The organism is Campylobacter sp. US33a (genome assembly GCF_004378855.1).
In the GTDB taxonomy this organism is placed as follows: Bacteria; Campylobacterota; Campylobacteria; order Campylobacterales; family Campylobacteraceae; genus Campylobacter_D.
The window spans coordinates 146422-169178 of record NZ_RYYL01000004.1 but is presented as its reverse complement, the minus strand read 5'-3'; the positions used below and the strand labels follow the sequence as shown (position 1 = coordinate 169178).

At 32.9% G+C, this 22757-nt stretch carries 23 protein-coding genes and 1 pseudogene; 3 read left to right on the top strand and 21 right to left on the bottom strand.

Annotated features, from left to right (window positions below; genetic code table 11):
* Position 1: 1 nt before the first annotated feature.
* The 17 genes from nuoK to ung form a co-directional block, all read right to left on the bottom strand.
* Complete coding sequence (gene nuoK, locus ELQ16_RS04380) at positions 2–298, bottom strand: NADH-quinone oxidoreductase subunit NuoK (RefSeq protein WP_134238346.1); 297 nt, start codon at positions 296–298, stop codon at positions 2–4.
* The gene (locus ELQ16_RS04375; protein WP_134238345.1) at positions 295–798 is read right to left on the bottom strand and encodes an NADH-quinone oxidoreductase subunit J; all 504 of its coding nucleotides are present in this window, start codon (positions 796–798) and stop codon (positions 295–297) included. The genes nuoK and ELQ16_RS04375 overlap by 4 nt, the downstream gene beginning before the upstream one ends.
* Positions 795–1460 carry an NADH-quinone oxidoreductase subunit NuoI gene (nuoI, locus tag ELQ16_RS04370; protein WP_134238344.1) on the bottom strand — a complete coding sequence of 222 codons (666 nt, stop codon included), beginning with the start codon at positions 1458–1460 and terminating at the stop codon, positions 795–797. The genes ELQ16_RS04375 and nuoI overlap by 4 nt, the downstream gene beginning before the upstream one ends.
* A gap of 9 nt (positions 1461–1469) precedes the next feature.
* Positions 1470–2468: an NADH-quinone oxidoreductase subunit NuoH gene (gene nuoH / locus ELQ16_RS04365; RefSeq protein WP_134238343.1), complete on the bottom strand. Its 999-nt coding sequence runs from the start codon at positions 2466–2468 to the stop codon at positions 1470–1472.
* On the bottom strand, positions 2461–4923 hold the full coding sequence (locus tag ELQ16_RS04360; RefSeq protein ID WP_134238342.1) for an NADH-quinone oxidoreductase subunit G: 2463 nt from the start codon (positions 4921–4923) through the stop codon (positions 2461–2463). The genes nuoH and ELQ16_RS04360 overlap by 8 nt, the downstream gene beginning before the upstream one ends.
* Entirely contained in the window at positions 4920–5612 is a 693-nt protein-coding gene (locus tag ELQ16_RS04355; RefSeq protein WP_134238341.1) for a hypothetical protein, read from the bottom strand. The genes ELQ16_RS04360 and ELQ16_RS04355 overlap by 4 nt, the downstream gene beginning before the upstream one ends.
* The gene (locus ELQ16_RS04350) at positions 5609–5836 is read right to left on the bottom strand and encodes an NADH-ubiquinone oxidoreductase subunit E family protein (RefSeq protein WP_087724194.1); all 228 of its coding nucleotides are present in this window, start codon (positions 5834–5836) and stop codon (positions 5609–5611) included. Before ELQ16_RS04350 ends, ELQ16_RS04355 begins: the two co-directional genes overlap by 4 nt.
* Entirely contained in the window at positions 5833–7059 is a 1227-nt protein-coding gene (nuoD, locus tag ELQ16_RS04345; RefSeq protein WP_134238340.1) for an NADH dehydrogenase (quinone) subunit D, read from the bottom strand. The genes ELQ16_RS04350 and nuoD overlap by 4 nt, the downstream gene beginning before the upstream one ends.
* 1 nt (position 7060) lies before the next feature.
* Entirely contained in the window at positions 7061–7852 is a 792-nt protein-coding gene (locus ELQ16_RS04340; protein WP_134238339.1) for an NADH-quinone oxidoreductase subunit C, read from the bottom strand.
* Entirely contained in the window at positions 7853–8356 is a 504-nt protein-coding gene (locus ELQ16_RS04335) for an NADH-quinone oxidoreductase subunit B family protein (RefSeq protein WP_002777888.1), read from the bottom strand.
* Entirely contained in the window at positions 8338–8727 is a 390-nt protein-coding gene (locus tag ELQ16_RS04330; RefSeq protein ID WP_134238338.1) for an NAD(P)H-quinone oxidoreductase subunit 3, read from the bottom strand. The genes ELQ16_RS04335 and ELQ16_RS04330 overlap by 19 nt, the downstream gene beginning before the upstream one ends.
* A 156-nt stretch (positions 8728–8883) precedes the next feature.
* Positions 8884–9564: an ABC transporter ATP-binding protein gene (locus ELQ16_RS04325; protein ID WP_134238337.1), complete on the bottom strand. Its 681-nt coding sequence runs from the start codon at positions 9562–9564 to the stop codon at positions 8884–8886.
* On the bottom strand, positions 9555–10319 hold the full coding sequence (locus tag ELQ16_RS04320) for an ATP-binding cassette domain-containing protein (protein ID WP_134238373.1): 765 nt from the start codon (positions 10317–10319) through the stop codon (positions 9555–9557). Before ELQ16_RS04320 ends, ELQ16_RS04325 begins: the two co-directional genes overlap by 10 nt.
* Positions 10319–11104 (bottom strand): ABC transporter permease, encoded by a 786-nt coding sequence (locus ELQ16_RS04315; RefSeq protein ID WP_134238336.1) that lies wholly within the window; start codon positions 11102–11104, stop codon positions 10319–10321. The genes ELQ16_RS04320 and ELQ16_RS04315 overlap by 1 nt, the downstream gene beginning before the upstream one ends.
* On the bottom strand, positions 11097–12050 hold the full coding sequence (locus ELQ16_RS04310) for an ABC transporter permease (protein WP_134238335.1): 954 nt from the start codon (positions 12048–12050) through the stop codon (positions 11097–11099). Before ELQ16_RS04310 ends, ELQ16_RS04315 begins: the two co-directional genes overlap by 8 nt.
* On the bottom strand, positions 12035–13579 hold the full coding sequence (locus ELQ16_RS04305) for an ABC transporter substrate-binding protein (RefSeq protein ID WP_134238334.1): 1545 nt from the start codon (positions 13577–13579) through the stop codon (positions 12035–12037). Before ELQ16_RS04305 ends, ELQ16_RS04310 begins: the two co-directional genes overlap by 16 nt.
* A 374-nt stretch (positions 13580–13953) precedes the next feature.
* Entirely contained in the window at positions 13954–14655 is a 702-nt protein-coding gene (gene ung, locus ELQ16_RS04300; RefSeq protein WP_134238333.1) for a uracil-DNA glycosylase, read from the bottom strand.
* Between the two features lie 223 nt (positions 14656–14878).
* On the opposite strand from ung, the gene ELQ16_RS04295 reads away from it, so the two are divergent.
* Both ELQ16_RS04295 and ELQ16_RS04290 read left to right on the top strand, forming a co-directional pair.
* The gene (locus ELQ16_RS04295; RefSeq protein ID WP_134238332.1) at positions 14879–16291 is read left to right on the top strand and encodes an aspartate ammonia-lyase; all 1413 of its coding nucleotides are present in this window, start codon (positions 14879–14881) and stop codon (positions 16289–16291) included.
* A 13-nt stretch (positions 16292–16304) separates the two neighbouring features.
* On the top strand, positions 16305–17642 hold the full coding sequence (locus ELQ16_RS04290) for an anaerobic C4-dicarboxylate transporter (protein WP_134238331.1): 1338 nt from the start codon (positions 16305–16307) through the stop codon (positions 17640–17642).
* A gap of 544 nt (positions 17643–18186) precedes the next feature.
* On the opposite strand, the gene ELQ16_RS09970 is transcribed toward ELQ16_RS04290, so the two are convergent.
* From ELQ16_RS09970 to flgE, 4 genes and pseudogenes are all read right to left on the bottom strand, one after another.
* Positions 18187–18336, bottom strand: coding sequence for a hypothetical protein (locus ELQ16_RS09970; protein ID WP_166739650.1), 150 nt, complete (start codon positions 18334–18336; stop codon positions 18187–18189).
* A 96-nt stretch (positions 18337–18432) separates the two neighbouring features.
* Positions 18433–18728, bottom strand: a pseudogene (locus tag ELQ16_RS10465) (type II toxin-antitoxin system RelE/ParE family toxin).
* Positions 18729–18804: 76 nt separating this feature from the next.
* Positions 18805–18945, bottom strand: a complete 141-nt coding sequence (locus tag ELQ16_RS10150) for a hypothetical protein (protein ID WP_208335062.1) — start codon at positions 18943–18945, stop codon at positions 18805–18807.
* 640 nt (positions 18946–19585) lie between these two features.
* Positions 19586–22084 (bottom strand): flagellar hook protein FlgE, encoded by a 2499-nt coding sequence (gene flgE / locus ELQ16_RS04275; protein WP_134238330.1) that lies wholly within the window; start codon positions 22082–22084, stop codon positions 19586–19588.
* Between the two features lie 297 nt (positions 22085–22381).
* On the opposite strand from flgE, the gene ELQ16_RS04270 reads away from it, so the two are divergent.
* Positions 22382–22726: a cupin domain-containing protein gene (locus ELQ16_RS04270; RefSeq protein WP_134238329.1), complete on the top strand. Its 345-nt coding sequence runs from the start codon at positions 22382–22384 to the stop codon at positions 22724–22726.
* Positions 22727–22757 lie beyond the last annotated feature (31 nt).

The following is a 22757-nucleotide window of genomic DNA, read 5'->3' as shown; positions in this document are numbered from 1 at the left end:
TTTAATTTCCCCTCTCTTTTAAACTCTTAAATTCTAAAGAACCTGTTTTTCTATACCAAAGCACACATAAGGCTACACCCACTGCGATCTCACAAGCTGCTATACCCATAATAAAAAGGGCAAACACTTGTCCATCTAAATTTTCATGCATTTTTGATGTAGCAATCAAAGCTAAATTTGCAGCATTGAGTAAAATTTCACTAGAAATAAAAAGCATAATTAAATTTTGTCTTTTCAAAATTCCTATAAGTCCTATGATAAATAAAATAAATGCAAGAACAAAATACTTTTCCATTATTCTTCCTTCCCAAGTTCTTTATGAGTAAGCACAATAGCACATACCAAGGCAATCAATAACAAAACAGCGATAAATTCAAATGCCAAAAGGTATTTAGAAAAAATCAAAGCCGCCAAATTTTTGCTGATATCTTGCTGCAATGAACTTAAATTCATTTGCTCTGATACACCCATCCCTCCAGCAATAAATGCAAACACCAAAGCTAGTGCTAAGGATAAAATTACAAAAGTTTTCTTGGCTTTTAATTTTTCTTTGATATTTTTAGAAAAATCAAAAAACATCATTGCAAAGCTATAAAGCCCCAAAACCGCTCCTCCATAAACGATGATTTGTATTACACCCAAAAATTCCGCATCAAGCAAAAAATAAAAACTCGATAAAAGCACCATAGCAGCAGCCAAAGAACTTAAGGCATAAAGCACATTTTTACTGATAATACTGATACTAAAAAACACTATAACCAAAAACGCAAAAAAGTAAAAAGCTAATTGTTCTATCATTTGTTTTCCCCTTGCGAATTTGAATTTGGCAATGTACATTCTTCATCCGTGCATAAATTTTTCTCTCTTTCTTGCAAAATTTCATAATAATTTGGAGTCTTTTTAACAAATAAATCAGCATCTTTTCTAAGACTGCCCGCACCTTCAAATTCAACTTGATTTTTAAGCTTATCAATAGGGGTTAAAAAATCTTGCTTATAGCCAAAATAAGATCTTTGCTCGGCTGCATTTTCATACTCTGTACCATGAACTATAGCAAGCTCAGGACAAACCTCAGCACAAAAACCACAATAAATACAACGCCCTAAATTTATACTATAATTTCCCACTTTTTTACGGCCATTTTCATCTAAAGAAGTTTCCATTCTTATACAATTACTGATACAAATTTTCTCACAAAGCCCACAACCTATACATCTTTCATTTTCGCTTTCTATAAAACGCATCAAACGATGCACAGCTCGGTAGCGATTATCAAGCTTGACTTTTTCAAATGGGTATTTTATGGTTGCGCTATTATTTCTTTTCAACATTTCACGCATTACCACGCCAAGCCCCACAAAAAGCTCTAATTTTACACTTCTTTTGAAGGCTTGTGAAATTTTCTGCCAAGTACTTGTTGGCGTTTTTCTTTTTTCATCAATCAAATAATAATTTTTCATCAAAAACTCCTATAAAAGCACCGCTAGAGCAGTGATTAAGAGATTTAAAACCGCTAAAGGAATTAAAATCAAATAACACATTTTCATCACTTGATCAGGTCTAAGTTGCGGAAAAGCCGCCCTAGCCCAAAAATACAAAAAGAAAATAAAGCTAGATTTTACTATCATCATAATCCAACCCGGTATAAAATAAAAATCATTAAATCCGCCCAAAAACAAAAGGGTAACTAAAATCGCTCCAGCTATCATAGAGGTGTATTCGCCTATGAAAAACATACCCCATCTAAGACCTGAATATTCTGTCCCATAACCCGCGACAATATCAGCCTCATTTTCTGTTAAACAAAGCGGGGTTCTGTTTGTTTCAATAAAAAGTGCAATAATAAAAAGCACAAAAGCCAAAGGTTGTTTAAAAATGAGCCAAGAAAAAAATCCATTATTTTGATAATTATTAATATCCACTAAAGAAAAAGATCCCACAAGCATTACAATAGCAATCAAAGCTAAAGCCCCTACACTTTCATAAGAAATAATGGCCACAAGTCCTCTTGCAGCTCCTATAATGGACCATTTATTATTACTCGCAAGACCGCCTAAAAATACCGCATAAAAACAAAGCCCTGAAGTGCCTATCACAAAAAGCAAAGCCACATTAATATCTGCAATAATCGGTCTTATCACAAGTCCAAATAAAGTAAATTCAGGAAGCATTGGAATAGCTGCTAAAGACACAAAAGCACAAATTGCAGCGATTAAAGGAGCAATAGCAAAAATAATTTTTTGTGAATTTGAAGGGATAATATCTTCTTTAGTGAAAAGCTTTATCATATCCGCTACAAGTTGAATAAGCCCAAAAGGTCCTACCATATCAGGTCCAATGCGTCTTTGAAAATACGCCAAAACCTTTCTTTCTGCATAGGTTGCAAAACCCGCTAAAGTTGCAAAAAGTGCAATCACTATAATACATTTAACCAAAACTTCTAAAGCAAAAAAAGCAAAATCACTCATTGTTTGCTCCTAATTTTTCTAAATTTGCCACAATAAATCTTTCATCAAAAAAGTTTAGCGTGTCGATTTTTTCATCAAAATATGGCAAATAAGCTCCATTTTTTATATCTTTATCCACACGCACGCTCAAAGTCAAAGTTTTGTCTTTAATAGAAATCTTAACCAAATCTTTATCTTGTAAATTCTTTTCTTTTGCCAAATTCTCACTCACTCCTAAAAAAATCGCTTCACTAATAGCACTGGCACGATTTGAAAATCTACCGAATTGATAGCTAGGATTGGCACTATAAAGCAAAATTTCATTATCTTTTAGAATCAAATTTTGTAAATTTGGAGCAATAAATTCTTTTTTAGCGACTTGCTTGAAGCATTCTAAATTAAGCTCATAACCCCTTTTGCATTCGCCTCCATTGGTATAAAAATTCTCCAAACTATCAAAGTCTAAAGCGTAAAAACCTTTGTTTGCAGGAAGTTTTTTGGTGTAATTTATGGTGTATTCTTCATCATATCCTAAAGCATTAGCCAAATCATTTAAAAAATACCCGCCAAATTCTAAAGCCGCATTAGTTGGCACCACTCTTTTATCGTAATTTAAAAAAGTGCCTTCTTGTTGGTTTAAACTCGAACTAGCCAAATTTGCGCACTCTTCATAAGAAAAACTAAAATCGCCTTTTTCGTTATAACCTAAAATTTTACCGTCTTTTATACCTTCATCCAAATCACAAATCATTGCAACGCCCAAAGTATTAGTATGCGTAGGATTTAAAAAAACTTTAAAAGGCGTTGTGCTTTGAACTAATGCGAGCAATTTGGCTAGCTTTAAAGCGTTTTTGTGGAAGTAAAAATCACTTCCCACAACAAAAGTAAAATTAGCTTTTTTAAGCAATAAATCTTCTAATTTATCTTCATCAACTCCTAAATTCCTAGCAAAAACTGATCGTTTCACTTCTATGGTTTTTTTCACTTTTTTAGGCACAAGTTTTTTTACTTCTTTTGAAATTTCATTGCCTTCTTCATCTTTTTCTATCACTTGTTCTATAACTTCTTCATTGATACTTTCTTCTATTTCTTTATTTTCACTTACAAAAAATTCAGCCAAACTCTCTTTTATACTTTCATCTGTACTGAATTTTTGAAGTAAAAAGTATAAAATTTGCTCTTCGTCTCCGCTTTTATGTGTATGTGAAATAAAATTTTTAGAATATTTTGCAAGTCCAGCATCCTCTAAAGGATGAAAATAAAGTCCCGCACCTTTATTCATCACTAAAGCATTATTGATTTTATAGCTAAGCGTTGGCGCATCGTATCTTAAAAGTGTTCCTGCAACAACTAAAAAATCACTATTTGTTATATCTTTTGTTGTCGCATTGTAAAATTCGCCACAATTGCTTATAAATTCATCTAAAAATTCTTTAAATTTTAAAGCTTCTTCGTTGATTAAATTAAGATCAAATTTTTTCTTTAAATTTTGTAAAATTAAAGCTTCTTCGTTGGTGATAAAGCTATTAAATTTAATATTTTTAATCTCATTGTTTTCAAAAAGGGCGACAAGCTTGTTAAAAGCTTTTTTATCTTTACTTGCTTCATTTTGCGTATCAAAGGCAAATCTTGCAGCTCTATTTAAAGTAGCAAAGGCAAAATCATTACTTACGCGATAAATTTTAGGTGTTTGATTGCTAATGCCACTTTGTTTGATATCATAATACATAAGCTCACAATCACTAGAATGCGGATTTGAAGCTGGAATGCGTTTGAGTTCCCAAATATTTGAAGTGTATTGAAACCTTGATCCTATCAAAGCTCCGGTTGGACATACACTGGTACATTCCCCGCAAAAGGAACAATCAAGCATCTCACCATTACTAGGCCCAATCAAACTTTTTTGAAATTTCGTCCAAATCGCATAAGCATCTTTGCCCATAGTGTCCTTAAAACCACTATCCACACTATCGCCACCTCTTGGCACGGTTTTTAAAGCACTTTCGCCGATTTTATCTTTACAAACCGTGATACACCTTTCGCATACTATACAAAGCGCGGGATCGTAATTAATCACTCCCCAATGTTTGTGCGGTTTATGTGTATCTTTAATCCAATGTTTTTGGATATTCACACGGCTTTTATGAGTGAAATTTTGCAACTCACATTCTCCTGATTTATCGCAAACTCCACACTCTAAAGGATGATTAATGCAATAAGCTTGCATGATTTCATTTCTTTCATCCCAAAGATTTTGCAAATCACTTTCTACAACCATACCTTCTTTTGCTTTAGTATTGCAAGAATAAACCTTTTTTCCATCAGCTTCCACCATACACATACGACATGCCAAAGTCGGACTACAACCTGATAAATAGCAAATTGCAGGGATAAAAATATCATTTCTTCTAGCTATATTTAAGATATATTCGCCCTCTTCAAAGGTGCAAGTCTTACCATTGATTTTAATTGTCATTTTGCTTCCTTTATGCGAATTTGAGTAAAATCAAAACCCTTATTTTCATAATTTAAAAAAGCTATAGTGCCTTGCAAATTTTCATCTAAACAAAGCGTGGTTTTAAGACTAAAATCTTTAGCTAAAACCTCAACTTCGCTTTTATCTTTGCATTTGGCAATTTGCAAAAATTGCTTAGAGCAATGCAAATTTTTATCTTGCAAATTAGCCCTAAAAAGCACCAAACCATCGTAATTATCAAGCTCTTTTAAAGGATTTAATTTAGCATTTTTAAAATCACATTCTATTTCTTTAGTGTCTATTATTTTAAGTTTAAATTTATCACTTAAAAAATTTAAAAAATATTTGATATTTTCACTATCTTTATAAAAATGGATATTTTCATCAACAATTAAATATTGCGCATTGTTTAAAAAATTTAAAACCTCGCTTGCTTCCTCTTCGCCAAAACAAGATTCTGCGCTCAAATATCCTTCATCTAAATCTTTAAAACTCTTTGCATCACTCATCTTGCAAAGCAAAGCCAAAACAAAACTCAAACTTGCAATTTCACACTTATAAAATTTCGCATTTAAATTTTTATCTTCAAGACAGGAAATATTGATATTTTCACCTTGAATTTTTTCACATAACTTCTTATTTTTAAGACTTGGCATATCTAAAAAACAAAGCGCCTTTTCATAACTCATACACTTTCCTTTTTAATCACTATAGTCCAATCCACTTGATTGAATTTCAAAGAATTTAAAAGCTCACAACCTTGCTCTTTAACAAAAGAAAAACTTTTTTCCACTGGAGAAAAATCACCGATTTCAAAAAGCACCACTAAAACTTCTCCCACTTTAGCTTCTTTAATGATTTGTGCTAAATCTTCAAAAAGCTCTTTACTCTTTCTTAAATCCACTCTTCTCATCGGTCAATCTCGCCTAAAACAATATTTACATTTCCCATAATGGCTACAACATCAGCCAAATAAGTACCCACAAGCATTTCTTCAAAAAAAGCACAATGCCAGTAACTTGGAGTCCTAGCTTTTAAACGATAAGGTCTTCCCGTGCCATCACTATGGATAAAAAAGCCAAGCTCTCCTTTAGGACTTTCAGTTGGCACATAAACTTCACCTTTAGGCGGTTTTAAGCCTTGAGTGATTAAAACAAAATGCTGCATTAAAGAATAATTTTGCGTTAAAATTTGCTCTTTTGAACTACTTACATATTCGGGATGATTTGCTAAAATTTCAGGCGGGGTATCTTTATAAAGCGTGGCACATTGTCTAAGTATTTTAAGACTTTCGCGGAATTCTTGCATATACACTTTATATCTTGCATAAGAATCTCCTTGCATTGCATAAGGTACACCAAAATCTATCTCGTTATAGAGTAAATAAGACTCTTCTTTGCGTATGTCATATTTTACACCACTGCCCCTTAACATCACGCCAGTACAACCCCAATTTAAAGCTTGCTCTTTGCTTACGACACCTACATTTTCGGTTCTTAAACGCCAAATTCTATTATCATCGAGTAAGGCTTCATAATCAGCCACATCTTTAGGAAATTTATCGCAAAATGCCAAAAGCTCATTTAAAAAGCCTTCTGGCAAATCAAGCATTACTCCGCCAATTCTCATCGAAGAATGCGTGAGTCTTGCACCGCAATATTTTTCTATTAAATCCAAAACATATTCGCGCTCTCTAAAACAATACAAAAACACACTCATCGCCCCAATATCAAGCGCGTGAGTCGCAAGCCAAAGCAAATGCGATGCAATGCGGTTTAGCTCTAAAAGTATCATTCGTATAACTTGTGCACGACGCGGAATTTCTAAGCCACAAAGCTTTTCAACGGCCGCACAATAAGCATAATTATTTGCAGAAGCTGCGATATAGTCCATCCTATCAGTGGTAGGGATAAATTCTTGATAAATCATATTTTCGGCCATTTTTTCCATACCACGATGCATATAACCAATGGTTGGCCTTGCCTTTACAACCTGCTCTCCATCAAGCTCTAAAACAAGGCGTAAATTCCCGTGTGCTGATGGGTGTTGCGGTCCTAGATTTATAATCATCTTTGAGTCTTCTTGCTCGAAAACTATATTTTCATAATAAGGTTTTAACTTGCTAGGAATTTGCATCTTAACGCCTTTTTTCTAAAATTTTTGCTTGATCGCGTTTGACTTTTTTTACAAAAGCCACGCCATCATCTTCTTGATATTCTTGTTTAAAAGAAATTTCCTTACTAGCGCCGCCTTTTGGCGTTTCGTGATAAAGCCTTGCAAAATTTAGCGTATCTTTATCGTTTACAAAACCAGGATCTCTTTGCTCTTCGCCTACAATTTCTCTATATTCTTTGCCAAAAATTTTATCAATCTCATACCACTTAGCAAACTCATCACCCTGCAAAGGATAGGTTTTTAAGAGTGGATGTCCATACCAATCATCAGGCATTAGAATGCGTTTTAAATTTGGATGATTTATGATGAAAATTCCAAACATATCATAAATTTCTCTCTCACTCCAATTTGCCCCTTTAAAGATATGCGCAACGCTTTGCAATCTTTCTTTTACGCCCACAAAGGTTCTAACACGCACCCTTAGCTTTTTTTCTAAATTTAAAAGCTGATAAAACACTTCAAAGCCATTTTTTTGTACTACAAAATCAATTGCGCTTGCTTCTGTAAAGCTTAAATATCCTAAAGTTTTAAGCATTTCTAAGGTCTTAACATTATCTTCTTTTTTGATTTCAATCACCCAAAAATCAAGTTCTATGAAAGAATTTATAATTTCAATTTGGGTTTTTAAAACTTCATAATCTTGCTTGAAAATACTTTCATTTACATCGAATTTTTTAGTATGTGGAGCATGGTAAAATCTATCTTTGTAATAATTTTGAAGTTGAGCATTTTTTTTATCACTATATTTTCTCATTTATACAAGCCTTTTTGGAGCAATCTTACGACTCGCTTTTTCTTTACGAATTTTTTTCTGCAAAATCATCAAAGCAAATTGAAAACTTTCAGGGCGCGGCGCACAACCTGGCACATAAATATCCACAGGGATAATCCTATCCACACCTTGAACAGTCGAATAAGTATTAAACATACCGCCTGTGTTTGCACAACTTCCCATAGAAATTACCCATTTAGGATCAGGCATTTGGTCGTATAATCTTCTTGTAAATTCAGCGTGCTTTTTACACAAAGTTCCTGCAATAATCATCACTTCACTATGGCGTGGTGAAGCTCTAAAAATAGTCCCAAATCTATCAAAATCATACCTTGAACCGCCTGCTGCCATCATTTCAATCGCACAACAGGCTAAACCATAAGATAAAGCCCATAAAGAATTGCTCCTTCCCCATTGAACAAGCTTATCTACGCTTGTTAAAACTACCGGCAAACCACTGGCATAATTTACTTGATGCTCTGCCATTGAAACGCTCCTTTTTTATAAGCATATAAAAAACCTACTCCCAAAAGTAGGATGAAAACAAAAACTTCTAAAAGCCCAAACCAACCCAGCTCTTTAAAAATCAAAGCCCAAGGAAATAAAAAAACCACTTCTATATCTAAAAGAATGAAAATTAAAGCCACAATGAAGAATTGAGAATTTATTTTATTAGCTTGTTTTACAGGAATTGGACCGCATTCATAAATTCCAAGTCCTAGTTTTTTTCGGTTTTTTGCAGCAAAATTATTGCCAATTTTTGAAGCTAAAAACACTAGTCCAAAAAAAATCAAACTCGCAATAACCATCATCGCAAATATCCCAAAATAAGGATGTTGCGTATAAATATGAGACATAAAAACTCCTTTTATTTTAGAGTAAAACTTAAACAATTCTAAAAAAATTGTTTGAAAAACTTCTTATATTCTACTTAATCTTTTCTATATAAAAACTTATAAAAGTTAATTATAAAATTTTCAATTTAAAAATGAGAATTTTTGAAATAATTAAAATTACAAAACTTTATCCAAACTAAATTCCTTATGGCAATAATTTTTAATCAAAGTATTTTTATGCGAAATGAAAATGCAGCTCATCAGCGTTTGCTCTCCAAGTTTATTTAAAAATTTCAATATTTTTTTTTCACTTAAATAATCCAAAGAAGCTGTTGTTTCATCCAAAATCAGTAATTCAGGTTTTATAATCAAAGCTCTTATAAGCCCTATTCTAGCTGCTTGTCCGCCACTTAAATAAAAAGGCTTTAACTCCAATACTTCTTTTTTTAACTCAAACAAATCAAAAAATGCCAAAATTTCATCCAAATTAGCTTTTAAAGAGAAATTTTGATACACATCAAAAAGTAAAGTTTTAACTTTTTTACAAGGGTGCAAAGCGGTTTTTTGATCTTGAAAAACAAATTGTAATTTTTTTCTAAGCTCTCTTTGCTCTTCAAATTTTAAAGAATTTAAAGAGTGGTTTTGGAATTTAATTTCTCCTTCGTCTATATTTTCAAGCATTGCTATCATCTTAGCCAAAGTACTTTTTCCACAACCGCTTTGCCCTGATAAAAGCAAATTTTGCCCTTTTGCAAGATTAAAACTAATGTTTTTAAAAATACAATTTTTTTCTTTTTTTAAATACCAATGCCTTTTTAAGGTATAAAATTTAGACACATTATCAAGTTTTAAAAGCAATATTTTTCCTTTTTAAATTCAGCCAATAAATTCTTTGCGTATTCGCTTTTTGGAGCTTGAAAAAATTCATCTTTCAAAGCTTTTTCAATACATTTACCCTCTTCTAAAACCAAAATTTCATCAGCAAGTTCCCTTGCACCATTTAAATCATGAGTAATTAAAATAATGCCCAGATCTTTTTTTAATTCTTTCAAAAACTCATAAATTCTAAGTTCATTTTCATGGTCTAAAGAACAAGTGATTTCATCGCAAATTAAATACCTAGGCTCACACACTAAAGCCAAAGCTAAACTCACTCTTCTGGCCATACCAACGCTTAATTGGTGCACATAAGAATGCCAAATAAGCTCCAAATTTTCAAGCCCAAAACGATGGAGATAAAAAAAGGCTTTTTCTTTTCTCATCTTAGCATTCAATCTTGTATGAGTTTTTAAAATCAAATGAAACAAAGCTCCCACATCTAAAAAAGGATAAAAACTCGCCATCACATCTTGAAATACTAAAGCCACGCGTGTTCTTAAAATTTGCAATGTCTTAGAATTTGCTTTTAAAGGTTTGATTTCATCAACAAAAAACTCATCTGCTCTAAGATAAAAATCTCTATCCAATAAAGCCAACAAACTCCTAGCCAACAAACTCTTTCCAGAACCACTTTTACCTATAATAGCAAGAGCTTGTTTTTCTTCTAAATTTAAGCTAATATTTTCTAATAATTTTTTATCCCCAACTTGGCAATTTAAATTCCTAACGCAAATCAAATTTTAACCCCCAAATTTTTCCTTAAATTATCCGCCAAAGCCAAAAGAGGCAAAACAAGTGCAAGCAAAGCAATAATAGGAAAAACAACAATCCACCAAGCCCCGCTAAAAATGCCCTTACTCGCATCATTTAACATGGTCCCCAAACTTGCCTCGCTTAAATCAAGCCCTAAGCCAAAAAAACTCAAAGTCGCTTCAGCGGCAATTGCGTGAGTGATATTAAGCAAAAAAAGCAAAAAAAATATATGAAAACAAGCAGGTAAAAGCTCGAAAAAGAAAGCACGAAATTTAGAATTTCCAAGCACTAAAGCCGCTAAATAAAAATCGCTTTTTTCAAAATAACAAAGCTTAGAATCCAAAAGTTTTGCCATAAAAGCCCAATGTCCTAAAGCTATAACAAAAATCATCACAAAAATATTACCCGCTAAAATGCTTTGAAAAAACATGATAAAAAGCAAAGATGGCATTGCCAAAAACATATCCAAAATTCTAAGCCAAAACTCCCTAAAAGCAATTCTCATTAACCCCACATAAAAAATCGCAAAACATAGTGCTAAAAAACTTGCTCCAAGGCCGACAAATAAAGAAATTCTAAAAGAATACCCAATCCTTGTAAATACATCTCTACCAAGCAAATCACTACCAAAAAAATACTCCCAGCTAGGAGAAATTTTAGCATTAGACAAATCTACAACATCGACTTCATGGGGACTAAGCGGTATGCAAATTGCAAACACAACACATGATAAAAAAATACCTAGATAAATATAATTTTTAAGCATTATCAAGCCTTGTATAAATGCTTTTTATGATTAACTCACAACACAAAGTGATAAAAACAGCCAAACAAATACTTATGACAATCACAGCAAGCACCACAGGATAATCCTTAAAAAGAATACTCTTTAGTGCAAGTTGACCCAAGCCTCCATAAGAAAAAACACTCTCTACAACATAAGTCGTACCTAAAAAACTTACTATGCACGAGCCAAAATAACTCACAATACTTGGCATAGCATCCTTTAAAACCAAATGCCAATAAATTCTTTTTTTACTAAGTCCTCTTGCAAAAGCATTTTGGATATAGTTTTGATTTAAACTTTCTAAAAAAGCTTCTCTGCTAAAACGCAAATAAATAGCCAAATGCGTTAAAACGAGCACACTCAAAGGCAAAATCAAATTCTTAAAACTAAAATTTCCTTCAAAAGTTAAAGCCCCAGAACTAGGCAAAATTTTAAGCTCCACACTAAATAGCAATATTGCTAATGAAGACAAAGCAAAAGAAGGTAATGCCAAAAAACTCATGCTTATAAAATGCAAGAACTTATCAAAAAAACTATCTTTATAATACACACAAAGCATAGCCAAAACAATGGATAAAACAGACAAAACAAAAAATGCTCCAAGTCCAAGTATAAGCGTTAAGGGCAAGGTTTGCATTAAAATCACACTCACTTTTTCGCCACTCACAAAAGAAATGCCAAAATCTGCTTGCAAAAAGTGAGTAAGCCAAGATTTATACTGAATAAAAAGTGGTTTGTCTAAATTTAAATTGCTTTCAATCTGACTCACAAGCTCTGTATTTACAGGTGCTAAACTCATAGCATGAGCCACACTTCCTTTGGAATAAAAAATCAAAACAAAGCACAAAAAACTTCCAAACAAAGACAAAAAACAAGCCCAAAGAATACGCTTTATAAGCAAAATAAGCACTAATTTTTGCTCCACTCATAAGCATTAAAAGTAAATCCTACACCATGGTGACCCAAAGTCGTTGCTTTTAAACCTTGTATATTTTTAGCCGCTACAACAGGAAATTCTAAATAAACAAGAAAAATGTAAGCAGGATCTTCATTTAAAGCTTTGATAAATTCTTCATAATGTTTTTTTCGTTTGTCAATATCCAAAACACTTCTTGCGTTCAACAAAGTCTTATCCACTTTTGCATTCTCATAATGTCCGTAATTCCAACCTCCAGCGTTATTCTTAGTATCACCTATGGAGCTAAAAACCCTAAAAGTATGCAAATCTGGATCATAAGGACTTCCCCAGCCCACTAAAAAACTATCAACTTTAGAATAATCAAAACTCCCACGAGGCTTTGCCATCGCCCTTGCTTTAATGCCAATTTTCCTCAATTCACTTTGCAAAAAATTCACCAAAGCCACACGCAAAGGATCGTCACTCATAGCATACATTTCAAATTCAAATTCCTTGCCATCTTTTTCTAAAATTCCTTTTTGATTTTTCGCCCAACCCGCTTCTTCTAATAAACTCTGTGCTTTTTTCATATCATAAGCATAGTCAAAATTTTCTTTTGGACTCGCCCAAGAAAGCTGCAAAGGTTGATTAGCCACAAAGCCATAACCATGTAATAAAGAATCAATCAGAACTGCTTTATTCACCGCATAATTTAAGGCCAAACGCACTTTTTTATCTTTGAAAAGCTCATTTTCAAAATTAAACATCAAAGCCCTATAATCAGCCCCTTTCATTTTTAAAACATTAAAATTTGCATCATTTTCAAAATTTTTTGCCAAAGTTGCATCAACTACAGCCACATCAACACTTGAATTTTTTAATTCTAAAGCCGCGATAGAAGGATCTGAAATGAATTTTAAAATAAGCTTTTTACTTCCTACTTTGCCTAAATGATAATTTTCATTGGCTTCAAGACTAAGATATTGTCCTTTTTTCCATTCTTTAAATTTAAAAGGCCCTGTGCCTATGGGTTTTTGATTGAAAATATCTTTGTTTAAATCTTTATTTTCTAGCAAATGTTTTGGCAATATCCCCAAGCTCAAAACATCTAAAAATGCTGGAAAAGGTTCTTTAAGCGTAATTTTTATCTTATAATCATTTATAATTTTTATATCTTCAATCATTTCAAAATTCACCCATACAGGAGTATTTAGCTTTTTATTTTTAAATGCCTCTAGGCTAAATTTCACATCTTTTGCGCTAAATTTTTCTCCATCATGCCACAAAACATCTTCCCTTAAGTCAAACTCATAGACCAAGCCATCTTTGCTGATTTTCCAAGATTTTGCCAAATCAGGCTTGATATTCATCTTCTCATCAAAGCGTGTAAGTCCTGAAAATATCAGTGCAATGGCCGCATCGTGATCTTCGCTGAAAATTGGATTAATGCGTTTGGGTTCATTTTCTACTGCAACCACTATAGTATCTTTTGGAATTAATGCTTGGGAATTTAACACAAATATTGAAAATAAAACTAGAAATATTTTTCTTAACATTTTTTCTCCTTAATTTTTGCAAAACACAAAAAATTATAAGGCAAAAAAAAATTTCGTGCAAGCCTCATAGGGGGTTAAGAAATTTAAAAAAAGAAAATGGTTTAAATTCTTATAAAAATACAATCAAACATAAAAAAATCTTAAAAATAGAAGACAAATTTTGTTTAACTGTATTTAATTAAGAAATTGAGCCCCCTCTTAGATAAGCTATCTAAGCATAGATGTTGTTTTACATTATGAAAACATCATTAAAGTTTTTTAAAAAACCGAACTCATTCTAGCCCAATAAAACTTAACTTTTTATAAATTAGTGTAATATAGTTTAATAATTTTTATTTTTCATTTAAAAAATAGTAAATATAAATATTTAAATTTTAAAACTTACCCAAATCCCACTCTATCTTCTCTTTACCTTGATTTTCCAAAAGCTGATTTGTTTTAGAAAAATGCCTACATCCTAAAAAACCACTCCTAGCTAAAGGACTTGGATGTGCTGCCTCTAATACAAAATGCTTGCGTGTATCAATCAAAACTTTTTTGCTTTTTGCATAATTACCCCAGAGTAAAAAAATCAAACCCTGCTTTTGCTCACTCAAACGCGAAATTACCGCATCACTAAATTCTTGCCAACCCCAAGAACTATGGCTTGCTGGTTTATTTGCTTCTACGCTAAGTATAGAATTTAAAAGCAAAACTCCTTGTCTTGCCCAAGCACTCAAATCTCCATTATGATGAATTTTAATGCCTAAATCTGCTTGTAATTCTTTATAAATATTTAAAAGACTAGGCGGAATTCGCACTCCACAAGGCACAGAAAAACTAAGCCCCATCGCTTGATGCGGTTGATGGTAAGGATCTTGCCCTAAAAGAACAACTTTTAAGGAATTTAAAGGAGTGAGATTAAAAGCATTAAAAGTTAAATTAGAAGGTGGATATATCACCTTTCTTTCATCTAAAGCTTGTTTGTAGTGTTTTTTTATTTCTAAAAAATAATCTTTGCAAAATTCATCTTTTAAAAATTCTTTCCATTCAGGATTCATTTTGATTTTTTCTAGCTCAATTTTAAGATTTTCCATATATCTTCCATGAAATAAAAATTTATTTTAAATAAAATAATTATGGCAATATAACACATTAAACTTAAAATTTACCATAGTTTGAGTTATAAAAAGGACTCAAAAAGTCCTTTTTATTGGATCTAGAAAGACTAAATTTTTAAACTAAAATTAAAATTATGAGTGTTAATATTACAGCAAGTAAGATTTATTTCTTACAATATCTTTTTTAGAAAGGTTTATCATGGGAACAAGAAAAGAACATGATTTCATTGGAGAACTTGAAATTTCTGATGATGTGTATTATGGCGTGCAAACTTTTAGAGCGCTAGAAAACTTCCATATGAGTGGAAGAAGTCTAAAAAATTACCCTTATTTTGTTAAGGCTTTTGCGCAAGTAAAAAAAGCTGCTGCCCTAAGCAATAAAGAATTAGGAGTTCTTGATGCCGATAAGGCTGATGCTATTGCGAAAGCTTGTGATAGATTAATAAATGGCGAATTTATAGATCAATTTGTTGTAGATATGATCCAAGGTGGTGCTGGAACTTCAACTAATATGAATGTTAATGAAGTTTTAACTAACATTGCATTAGAAAGCATGGGACACAAAAAAGGTGAATATCAATACCTTCATCCAAACGATCACACAAACCTAGGACAATCAACAAACGACACTTATCCAAGCTCCATTAAAGTAGCAACTCATGCTAAACTTGGAGATTTATTAAAAGCTATGGAAGAATTAAAAAGTGAGCTTTTAGTAAAAGCCAAAGAATACAAAGATATGATTAAAATGGGTAGAACAGAGCTTGAAGATGCTGTACCAACAACGCTAGGTAATACTTTCAACGCTTTTGCAAGCTACATTCAAAGCGACATAGAAAAACTTACCGCTGCAAGAGAGGTAATGACAGTTTTAAATTTAGGTGCAACTGCGATTGGGACAGGAATTAACTGCCACCCAGATTATAAAGTAAAAGTAGAACAAAAATTAAAAGAAATCACAGGTGTAGATTTTAAACCAGCAAAAGATTTAATCGCCGCAACTCAAGATACTGCAGATTTTGTTTTTGTAAGCGGTGCTTTAAAAACTGCAGCTGTTAGACTTTCTAAAATTGCCAACGACTTAAGATTAATGAATTCAGGTCCAAGATGCGGACTCGGCGAAATCACTTTACCTGCTATGCAACCAGGAAGTTCTATTATGCCAGGTAAAGTAAATCCTGTAATTTGCGAAGCAGTAGGCGAAGCTTGCTATGAAGTAATTGGAAATGATGTAACCATCATGCTTTGCTCTGAAAGAGGCGAATTTGAACTTAACGCTTTTGAACCAGGAATTGCTTATGGGCTTTTCAATTCTATTGTATTGCTTGAAAATGCGATGAAAACTCTAGCACAAAAAGCAGTAAAAGGCTTAAAAGCTAATCCAGAAGCTTGCAAAAAAATGGTATTAAATTCTATCGGTATCGTTACAGCATTTAATCCAGTACTTGGCTATGAAAAATCTGCAAGCATTGCTAAAGAAGCTTTGCAAACTGGAAAAGCAGTAGGTGATATTTGTTTAGAAAGAGGTTATCTTCCAAAAGAAGAGATTGATAAAATTTTAACACCTGAAAATATGCTAAATCCTCAAATGACAGAGAAAAGAAAAGCTTAATTAGGAGTTAAAAATGGATCTTATGCTGATTTTACAATTAATCGTCTTTTTGGGTGCTATTTTCATCGGTATACGCTTAGGTGGTATTGCCATTGGTTATGCAGGTGGACTTGGCGTTGTTGTTTTAGGTCTTGTTTTAGGAATGAAACCAGGAAATATTCCTTGGGATGTTATTTTAATCATTGCAGCAGCTATTGCTGCAATTTCTGCTATGCAGCAAGCTGGCGGGCTTGATTATATGGTTAGAGTAACTGAAAAAGTTTTAAGAAAACATCCTAGATTTATCAACTATCTTGCTCCAGCTTGCGGTTGGTTGCTTACTATTTTAGCAGGAACCGGAAATGCAGTATTTTCTTTAATGCCAGTTGTTGTAGATGTTGCAAAATCTCAAAACATCAAACCTAGTGCGCCACTTTCATTAATGGTTGTATCTTCGCAAATCGGTATTACTGCATCTCCTGTAAGTGCTGCAGTTGTTTATATGAGTGGTGTTTTAGAGCCTTTGGGTTGGAACTATCCAACTTTAATTGGAATTTGGATCGTAACAACCTTTGTTGCTTGCATGCTTACAGCTTTCATTGTAAGTCTTATCACTCCTATGGATTTAAGTAAAGATCCTGTGTATCAAGAAAGATTAAAAGCTGGGCTTGTAAAAGATGCAGGCGAGGTTTTAGCTGGCGAAGATAAACCAGGTGCAAAACTTTCAGTTGCAATTTTTCTAATCACCGTTTTAGCTGTTGTGCTTTATGCTACCGCAATTTCAAGCAACATCAAGTGGATTGATCCTGTTGTTGTGCCAAGAGATGCAGCGATTATGAGTTTCTTGCTTACTGCTGCAGCACTAATCACTTGGCTTTGCAAAGTTGAACCGGCTAAAATTTTAGATACAAGCGTATTTAAAAGCGGTATGACTGCTTGTGTTTGTGTATTTGGTGTGGCTTGGCTTGGAAATACTTTTGTTGCAGGACATGAAACAGCTATTAAAGAAGTAGCAGGAGATTGGGTTAAACAAGCTCCTGCTATGCTTGCTGTGGCATTCTTCTTTGCAAGTATGCTTTTATATTCTCAAGCAGCTACTGCAAAAGCTATTGTTCCAGTTATCATTGCAGCATTAGGAATCAGTGCTACTAATACAGGTGATTCTTATATGCTAGTTGCTTGTTTTGCTGCAGTTTCTGCACTTTTCGTTTTACCAACTTATCCTACACTTTTGGGTGCGGTTCAAATGGACGATACAGGCACAACTAGAATTGGCAAATTTATCTTTAACCACGCTTTCTTTATCCCAGGCGTTGTAGCGATCATCATCGCTGTTGCACTAGGATTTTTAGTGGCTCCTTTATTTGCTTAAAAATTTCCCTTTCCTTTTGGAAAGGGTTAAATTCTTGCAAAAAATTATTTCAAGCTACTTTATTAAATCATTTTCATAAAAAACACATAAATTTTAAACTTACAAAAAAAATCGCCACAATAGAAATCATTTCCAGAAATAAACTTGATAGTAAATTTAACAGATGGATAAAATTCCAATGATAAAAAAATTAAAAAAGAATTTTATCCCATCAGCATCTTTCTTGTATAGGCTTAGGAGCAATTATTTATCTTATCAAATAAAATAAGGTGTAAAATTTTGCGATGAATTTAAAAAATATTAATTTTACACATTATGATCAATGCAATAGAAATTTATTTTTGAAAATGGAAATAAGTTGTGTTTTAGGAATATATAAAGTTTAGATATAGTTCTTAGTCTATTCAAAATTTAAGGAATAGGAATTATCGCTAGGAAAATATTTTATAAAAACAACAAAAATGGCAAAAGCTTTCTAAGATTAACTACAAAAATTGAAAGCATCCACAGGACTTAATCCTAAGAATAGAATTATTTTTTAGATTTAATCAAAATGCTTGATGAAGAAATTTTGAAGCAATATTAAAAAAGGTGGGCTACTAGGAAGCCCTTTGAATTTCATTGCAACTGTATCGGTAAAATATTCTAAAAACAACAAAAACTCTTGAAAATCATTTAAAAAGAAGTGGGACACAAGAAGTCCTTCGAATTTGATTGTAGTTATCGACAATAAATTAAAATAAGCACAAAAATTGCACTTTCTTTAAAAAAGCTTAAATTTAAAGATAAATCAAAAATCAAGCAAATTTTCTTTATAAATGTCTAAAATGATGATTAAGTCTTTTTCCTTGTCGATTTTATAAGGTATCACATAACCTTTAAAGATAAAATCTCTTATATTTTCATCATCAAAAATAAAAGATTTTCTGAATTTATAAGGCATAAAATCAAGCCCCGTCAAGCCTTACGCAATTCTTTTTTAAGGTATTTTTAGCCCTTAAACTACCGCACCTTGAGTAAAAGACAACACAAATTTAACTCATCGGTAAATATATCACTCTCTAAATTTGCATCATAGCCACCCACTGCCCAAAGGCGTTAGCCTAGCCTTCCCGCTTTCATAATCAGCCAAAGCTTTGTGAAGTTCTTGCTTGGTTTGCTCTCAAGTTTTACCGCTTTCACATTCGCTTAAAAGCTTTTCATATCCATCTGCTTCTATCTCGTAGCTGATATTTAGCTCTTTAAAAAGCTCTAAAAGTTTACCAAGTTGCTCTTCATTTGCTTGTAAAGTTATGGTTTGCATTTTTTCCTTTGCTTTGATAAAAATCATAAATCATCTAAAGATTATAGTCAATTAATAAAAAGAAGTTTAGGAAATTTAGTTTAAAGCGAGGGAAGGAGCTTCCCTCTAGAGTTTCATAATGTAAAACATTCAATCTATGATGGGGGGGGGGATTGAAGTTGTAATTATAATAATCAAAGGAAATGAAACTCTGGGCGTAATTTTATATCAAAAAAACAAAATTTTAGCTTAAAGAAAATTGCAACCCGCTCAACGAAAAAGAGAGCAGGTTAGCAATAGATTGAAGGTCAAGTCTATAAATCTAGTATTACAAAGCTATAATCATAGACTTGTAAAGCTAGATTTAAGTTTAAAATATTTAACACAAATTACATTTTTGTTTCATTTGGAAAATTAGCATTGATTTTATCTTATTTCTAAGCACCGAAATTTCAATATCCAAAGCGAATTTAAAACTTTAAATAAAATATAAATTTAAAGCTCGAAAAATAAAATTCTTAAAAATTTCATAACTCTTTAACAAAGCAAATTCGCCAAAAATTTTCACAAAATACAAAAATTTAAAAGAACAAAAACTCACCAAAACTTAAAACAATCACAAACCAAAAATAGCCAAGCACTAAGCTTGACTGTTAAAAAATTATTGTTTGAGTTGAAGTAAGGTATTAAGCATTTGATCGCTAGTTGAAATGGTTTTTGAATTCGCTTGATAACCCCTTTGCACCACGATAAGTTGAGTTAAAGAGCGACTCAAATCCACATTTGACATTTCAAGTGCACTTGAATGCATTTTTCCGCGACCGCCTGTTCCTGCTTCACCTATGATTAAATCTCCAGAATTTGCAGTAAGTTTAAACATATTTCCGCCAATTTCTTCAAGCCCTGCATTATTGCTAACATTTGCGATACCAATTTGTGCTAAAGCCAAAGCCTGTCCATTGGTAAATTCACCCCAAATATAACCACTTTCATCGACTTTTAAAGACTCAGGCTGCAAACTACCTCCGGCATAACCATCAGTTTTTTGTGCTGTGAGTGCTGATTGTTGGGAATTACTTACTATACCATCAAAACCACCGCTTGAACCAAAAGAAAGTTTGATTTGTTGATTTGGCATTGCACCGTTATTTGGTGAGAAATTAATAGTTTTTGGATTATAAGCAACCAAAGAACCATCATTGTTAAATCTCGCACTACCCACGATGATATTGTTTGGACCTTCGCCTGTGGCATTGATCTCTGCAGGTTCAGGCACTTTAATAATCATCGACCATTCATTACCACCATCTGCTGTAGTATTAAGCTTAGTAAATTCAACAACAATAGTATGTTTTGATCCTAAAGAATCATAAACATCAAGACTTGCTGAAAAAGAGCTAAGATACATCGCTTCACTTTCTTTAATCGCTGAACCCACAGTCATAGGACCATCAAAACCTTTGAAAATCTTAGTAAAGGCATCATTGGTGCTTACAGTGCCGGCTTTATCCTTATAAGCAGTAATATTAAAATTCATATCTTTTGGTTGTTGTGCTGTAGTTTGTCCAAAATTATCACTTGTAGTGTTTGGATTAGAAATCACAAAAGCACCTGAAGAATTTACAGTCACCTTAACCGCTCCATTAACATCACTGTCTTCAAATACCCCACTTCCATCATAATCAACCCCATATCTTGCATCTCTTTGCAAAAGCTCTCTTAAATCCTCAGTGGTTCTAAAAGTCCTAGTATTAGTATTTAGCAAACCACCAGCCAAAGCATCTTCAAAATTTGCAGATCCCGTACCAGGAGTTGCAGCATCTCCAGCATTATATGCAGGGCCGCCATCAGGATTTACCATTGGTGGTATATCTACAGGAGATGAGCTATATACATACTTATGAGCTGTAATAATTTCAATTTGATTAGAAGTTCCATCAATAAGCGAAGAATCAGCACCAGCAGTATTTAAAGTTACATTATCCCAATCAAAATCAGCGGGATTGCCTGTCACAGGTATAGTTTGAACCTCACCTGCGCTATTACCTTGATTTACAACCAAATGAATATTTTTCATATTGTCTGTAGTGCCATCTGCATTGGTATTAACAAAATCAATACCCGAACCATCAGCATTTTTTGTCGCTTTAACCCCTGTGCCGTCTCTGTTATCATCAGGTATAGCAAAGGTATTGATATAAGCAATGGCTTCGTCTATGCTTTTAATATTTTCATTATAAATATGCACCCCATTGATAGTGATATCTAAAGTCACAGGTTTTTTCTCATGTCCCCAAAAAGTCACATTGTTTTGTGCTGTTTTATTATCAGGATTAAATACTCCGGTAGAATTTTCCTTAGCCGTGCTAAATTTCGCATCTGCATAACTTACCCAAATTCCTTGTCCATCTCTTAAATTTAAACCTTCGCCATTTCCATTATACAAACTTCCAGCATCAACACCTTTTTCGATGATTTGATTTGCATTTTTTTCAGTAGTATAAAATTGTGTTTCGCTTGGATCATTTTCATTGATAGTTTCAGCATTTTTGGTATTAAAACCGTGCACAGAATCAAGTGCATAAATAGGAGATTTCGCATTTCCTATGCTAAGTCCACTGTTAAGATTTGCTTTAATAGCAAGCTCTGTACTCATTTTCGCAGGGATATTCATACCTGGATCGATGAAAATATTTGTTGGAGATGCAGAGTTGTTTATAAGCCCACTCATAGGATCACGGTTCCAACCTTGCACGACATAACCGGCATTATTAACGAAATTTCCTGCCGCATCAAGCTTAAAGTCCCCATTTCTTGTAAGATAACGAGTCAAGCCCCCATCATCAGAAACCATAAAAAATCCATCACCCTCTATCGCCACATCGGTGGTTTTCTCAGTACTTTGAATAGAACCTTGAGAATGAATTCTTGTCGTAGAATTTACTGCAGAACCAAGTCCCACTTGTAAAGGATTCTGACCACCTTGATTACCATTTGGTCCTGTTGCAATTTTTACTGTTTGACTAAACATTGTTCCAAAATCCACACGAGAATATTTAAAACCAGTCGTATTGACATTGGCGATATTGTTACCTTCTACATCCATTGCTACTTGATGTGTTTGAAGTCCAGATACTCCAGACCACAGAGATCTCATCATGTTAAATCCTTTATAAAATATTGAGTTGCAAAACTCAAGCAAATAGCGTTCCAAATTTATAAAATTTGTAGATAGTTTTGTAAAAATTTAGTATTTTAAAATTAAAATTTGTAGTGTCGTTGGCGTGAGTGATGAGTTTAAAATCCTTGGAATTATCATAATTTATAAGTTCGTGGCAAAATTTAGCGATTTTTTAAATTCGTCCAAAATCAAATGCCACTTATAAACATTTTTGCTTTTAATAATGTTTTAGTCAAAAAATACTTATAATACCAAAAATTTAGTAGGGGAAGTGAAATGCAAAAAATTACAAGAGAAAATGCCAAACATTATAATTGGAAAGAAATTTGCGACGGTTGGCACTTTGTTGATAGTAAACATTTAAGCATTATTGCCGAAAAAATGCCTCCACATACAGCTGAAGATATGCATTATCATGATAAAGCTGAGCAGTTTTTTTATATTTTAAAAGGAAAAGCCTTGATGAGACTAGAAAATGCGGATATCGAACTAGAAGCAGGGGAAGGTATACATATCAAAGCTCATCAAATTCATCAAATGATAAATCAAACTTGCGAAGATTTAGAGTTTATAGTCGTATCTTGCCCAAAATCACACAATGACAAATTCATCGTAAAGTAACAAAATCACCGCCATATAAAGCAAATTTTTA

Bases quoted from the DNA above. Each gene is read 5' to 3' on its own strand.
- ELQ16_RS04375 (WP_134238345.1), bottom strand. From the start codon at position 798: ATGATAGAACAATTAGCTTTTTACTTTTTTGCGTTTTTGGTTATAGTG.
- nuoI (WP_134238344.1), bottom strand. From the start codon at position 1,460: ATGAAAAATTATTATTTGATTGATGAAAAAAGAAAAACGCCAACAAGT.
- nuoH (WP_134238343.1), bottom strand. From the start codon at position 2,468: ATGAGTGATTTTGCTTTTTTTGCTTTAGAAGTTTTGGTTAAATGTATT.
- ELQ16_RS04360 (WP_134238342.1), bottom strand. From the start codon at position 4,923: ATGACAATTAAAATCAATGGTAAGACTTGCACCTTTGAAGAGGGCGAA.
- ELQ16_RS04355 (WP_134238341.1), bottom strand. From the start codon at position 5,612: ATGAGTTATGAAAAGGCGCTTTGTTTTTTAGATATGCCAAGTCTTAAA.
- ELQ16_RS04350 (WP_087724194.1), bottom strand. From the start codon at position 5,836: ATGAGAAGAGTGGATTTAAGAAAGAGTAAAGAGCTTTTTGAAGATTTA.
- nuoD (WP_134238340.1), bottom strand. From the start codon at position 7,059: ATGCAAATTCCTAGCAAGTTAAAACCTTATTATGAAAATATAGTTTTC.
- ELQ16_RS04340 (WP_134238339.1), bottom strand. From the start codon at position 7,852: ATGAGAAAATATAGTGATAAAAAAAATGCTCAACTTCAAAATTATTAC.
- ELQ16_RS04335 (WP_002777888.1), bottom strand. From the start codon at position 8,356: ATGGCAGAGCATCAAGTAAATTATGCCAGTGGTTTGCCGGTAGTTTTA.
- ELQ16_RS04330 (WP_134238338.1), bottom strand. From the start codon at position 8,727: ATGTCTCATATTTATACGCAACATCCTTATTTTGGGATATTTGCGATG.
- ELQ16_RS04315 (WP_134238336.1), bottom strand. From the start codon at position 11,104: ATGCTTAAAAATTATATTTATCTAGGTATTTTTTTATCATGTGTTGTG.
- ELQ16_RS04305 (WP_134238334.1), bottom strand. From the start codon at position 13,579: ATGTTAAGAAAAATATTTCTAGTTTTATTTTCAATATTTGTGTTAAAT.
- ung (WP_134238333.1), bottom strand. From the start codon at position 14,655: ATGGAAAATCTTAAAATTGAGCTAGAAAAAATCAAAATGAATCCTGAA.
- ELQ16_RS04295 (WP_134238332.1), top strand. From the start codon at position 14,879: ATGGGAACAAGAAAAGAACATGATTTCATTGGAGAACTTGAAATTTCT.
- ELQ16_RS04290 (WP_134238331.1), top strand. From the start codon at position 16,305: ATGGATCTTATGCTGATTTTACAATTAATCGTCTTTTTGGGTGCTATT.
- ELQ16_RS10150 (WP_208335062.1), bottom strand. From the start codon at position 18,945: ATGCAAACCATAACTTTACAAGCAAATGAAGAGCAACTTGGTAAACTT.
- flgE (WP_134238330.1), bottom strand. From the start codon at position 22,084: ATGATGAGATCTCTGTGGTCTGGAGTATCTGGACTTCAAACACATCAA.
- ELQ16_RS04270 (WP_134238329.1), top strand. From the start codon at position 22,382: ATGCAAAAAATTACAAGAGAAAATGCCAAACATTATAATTGGAAAGAA.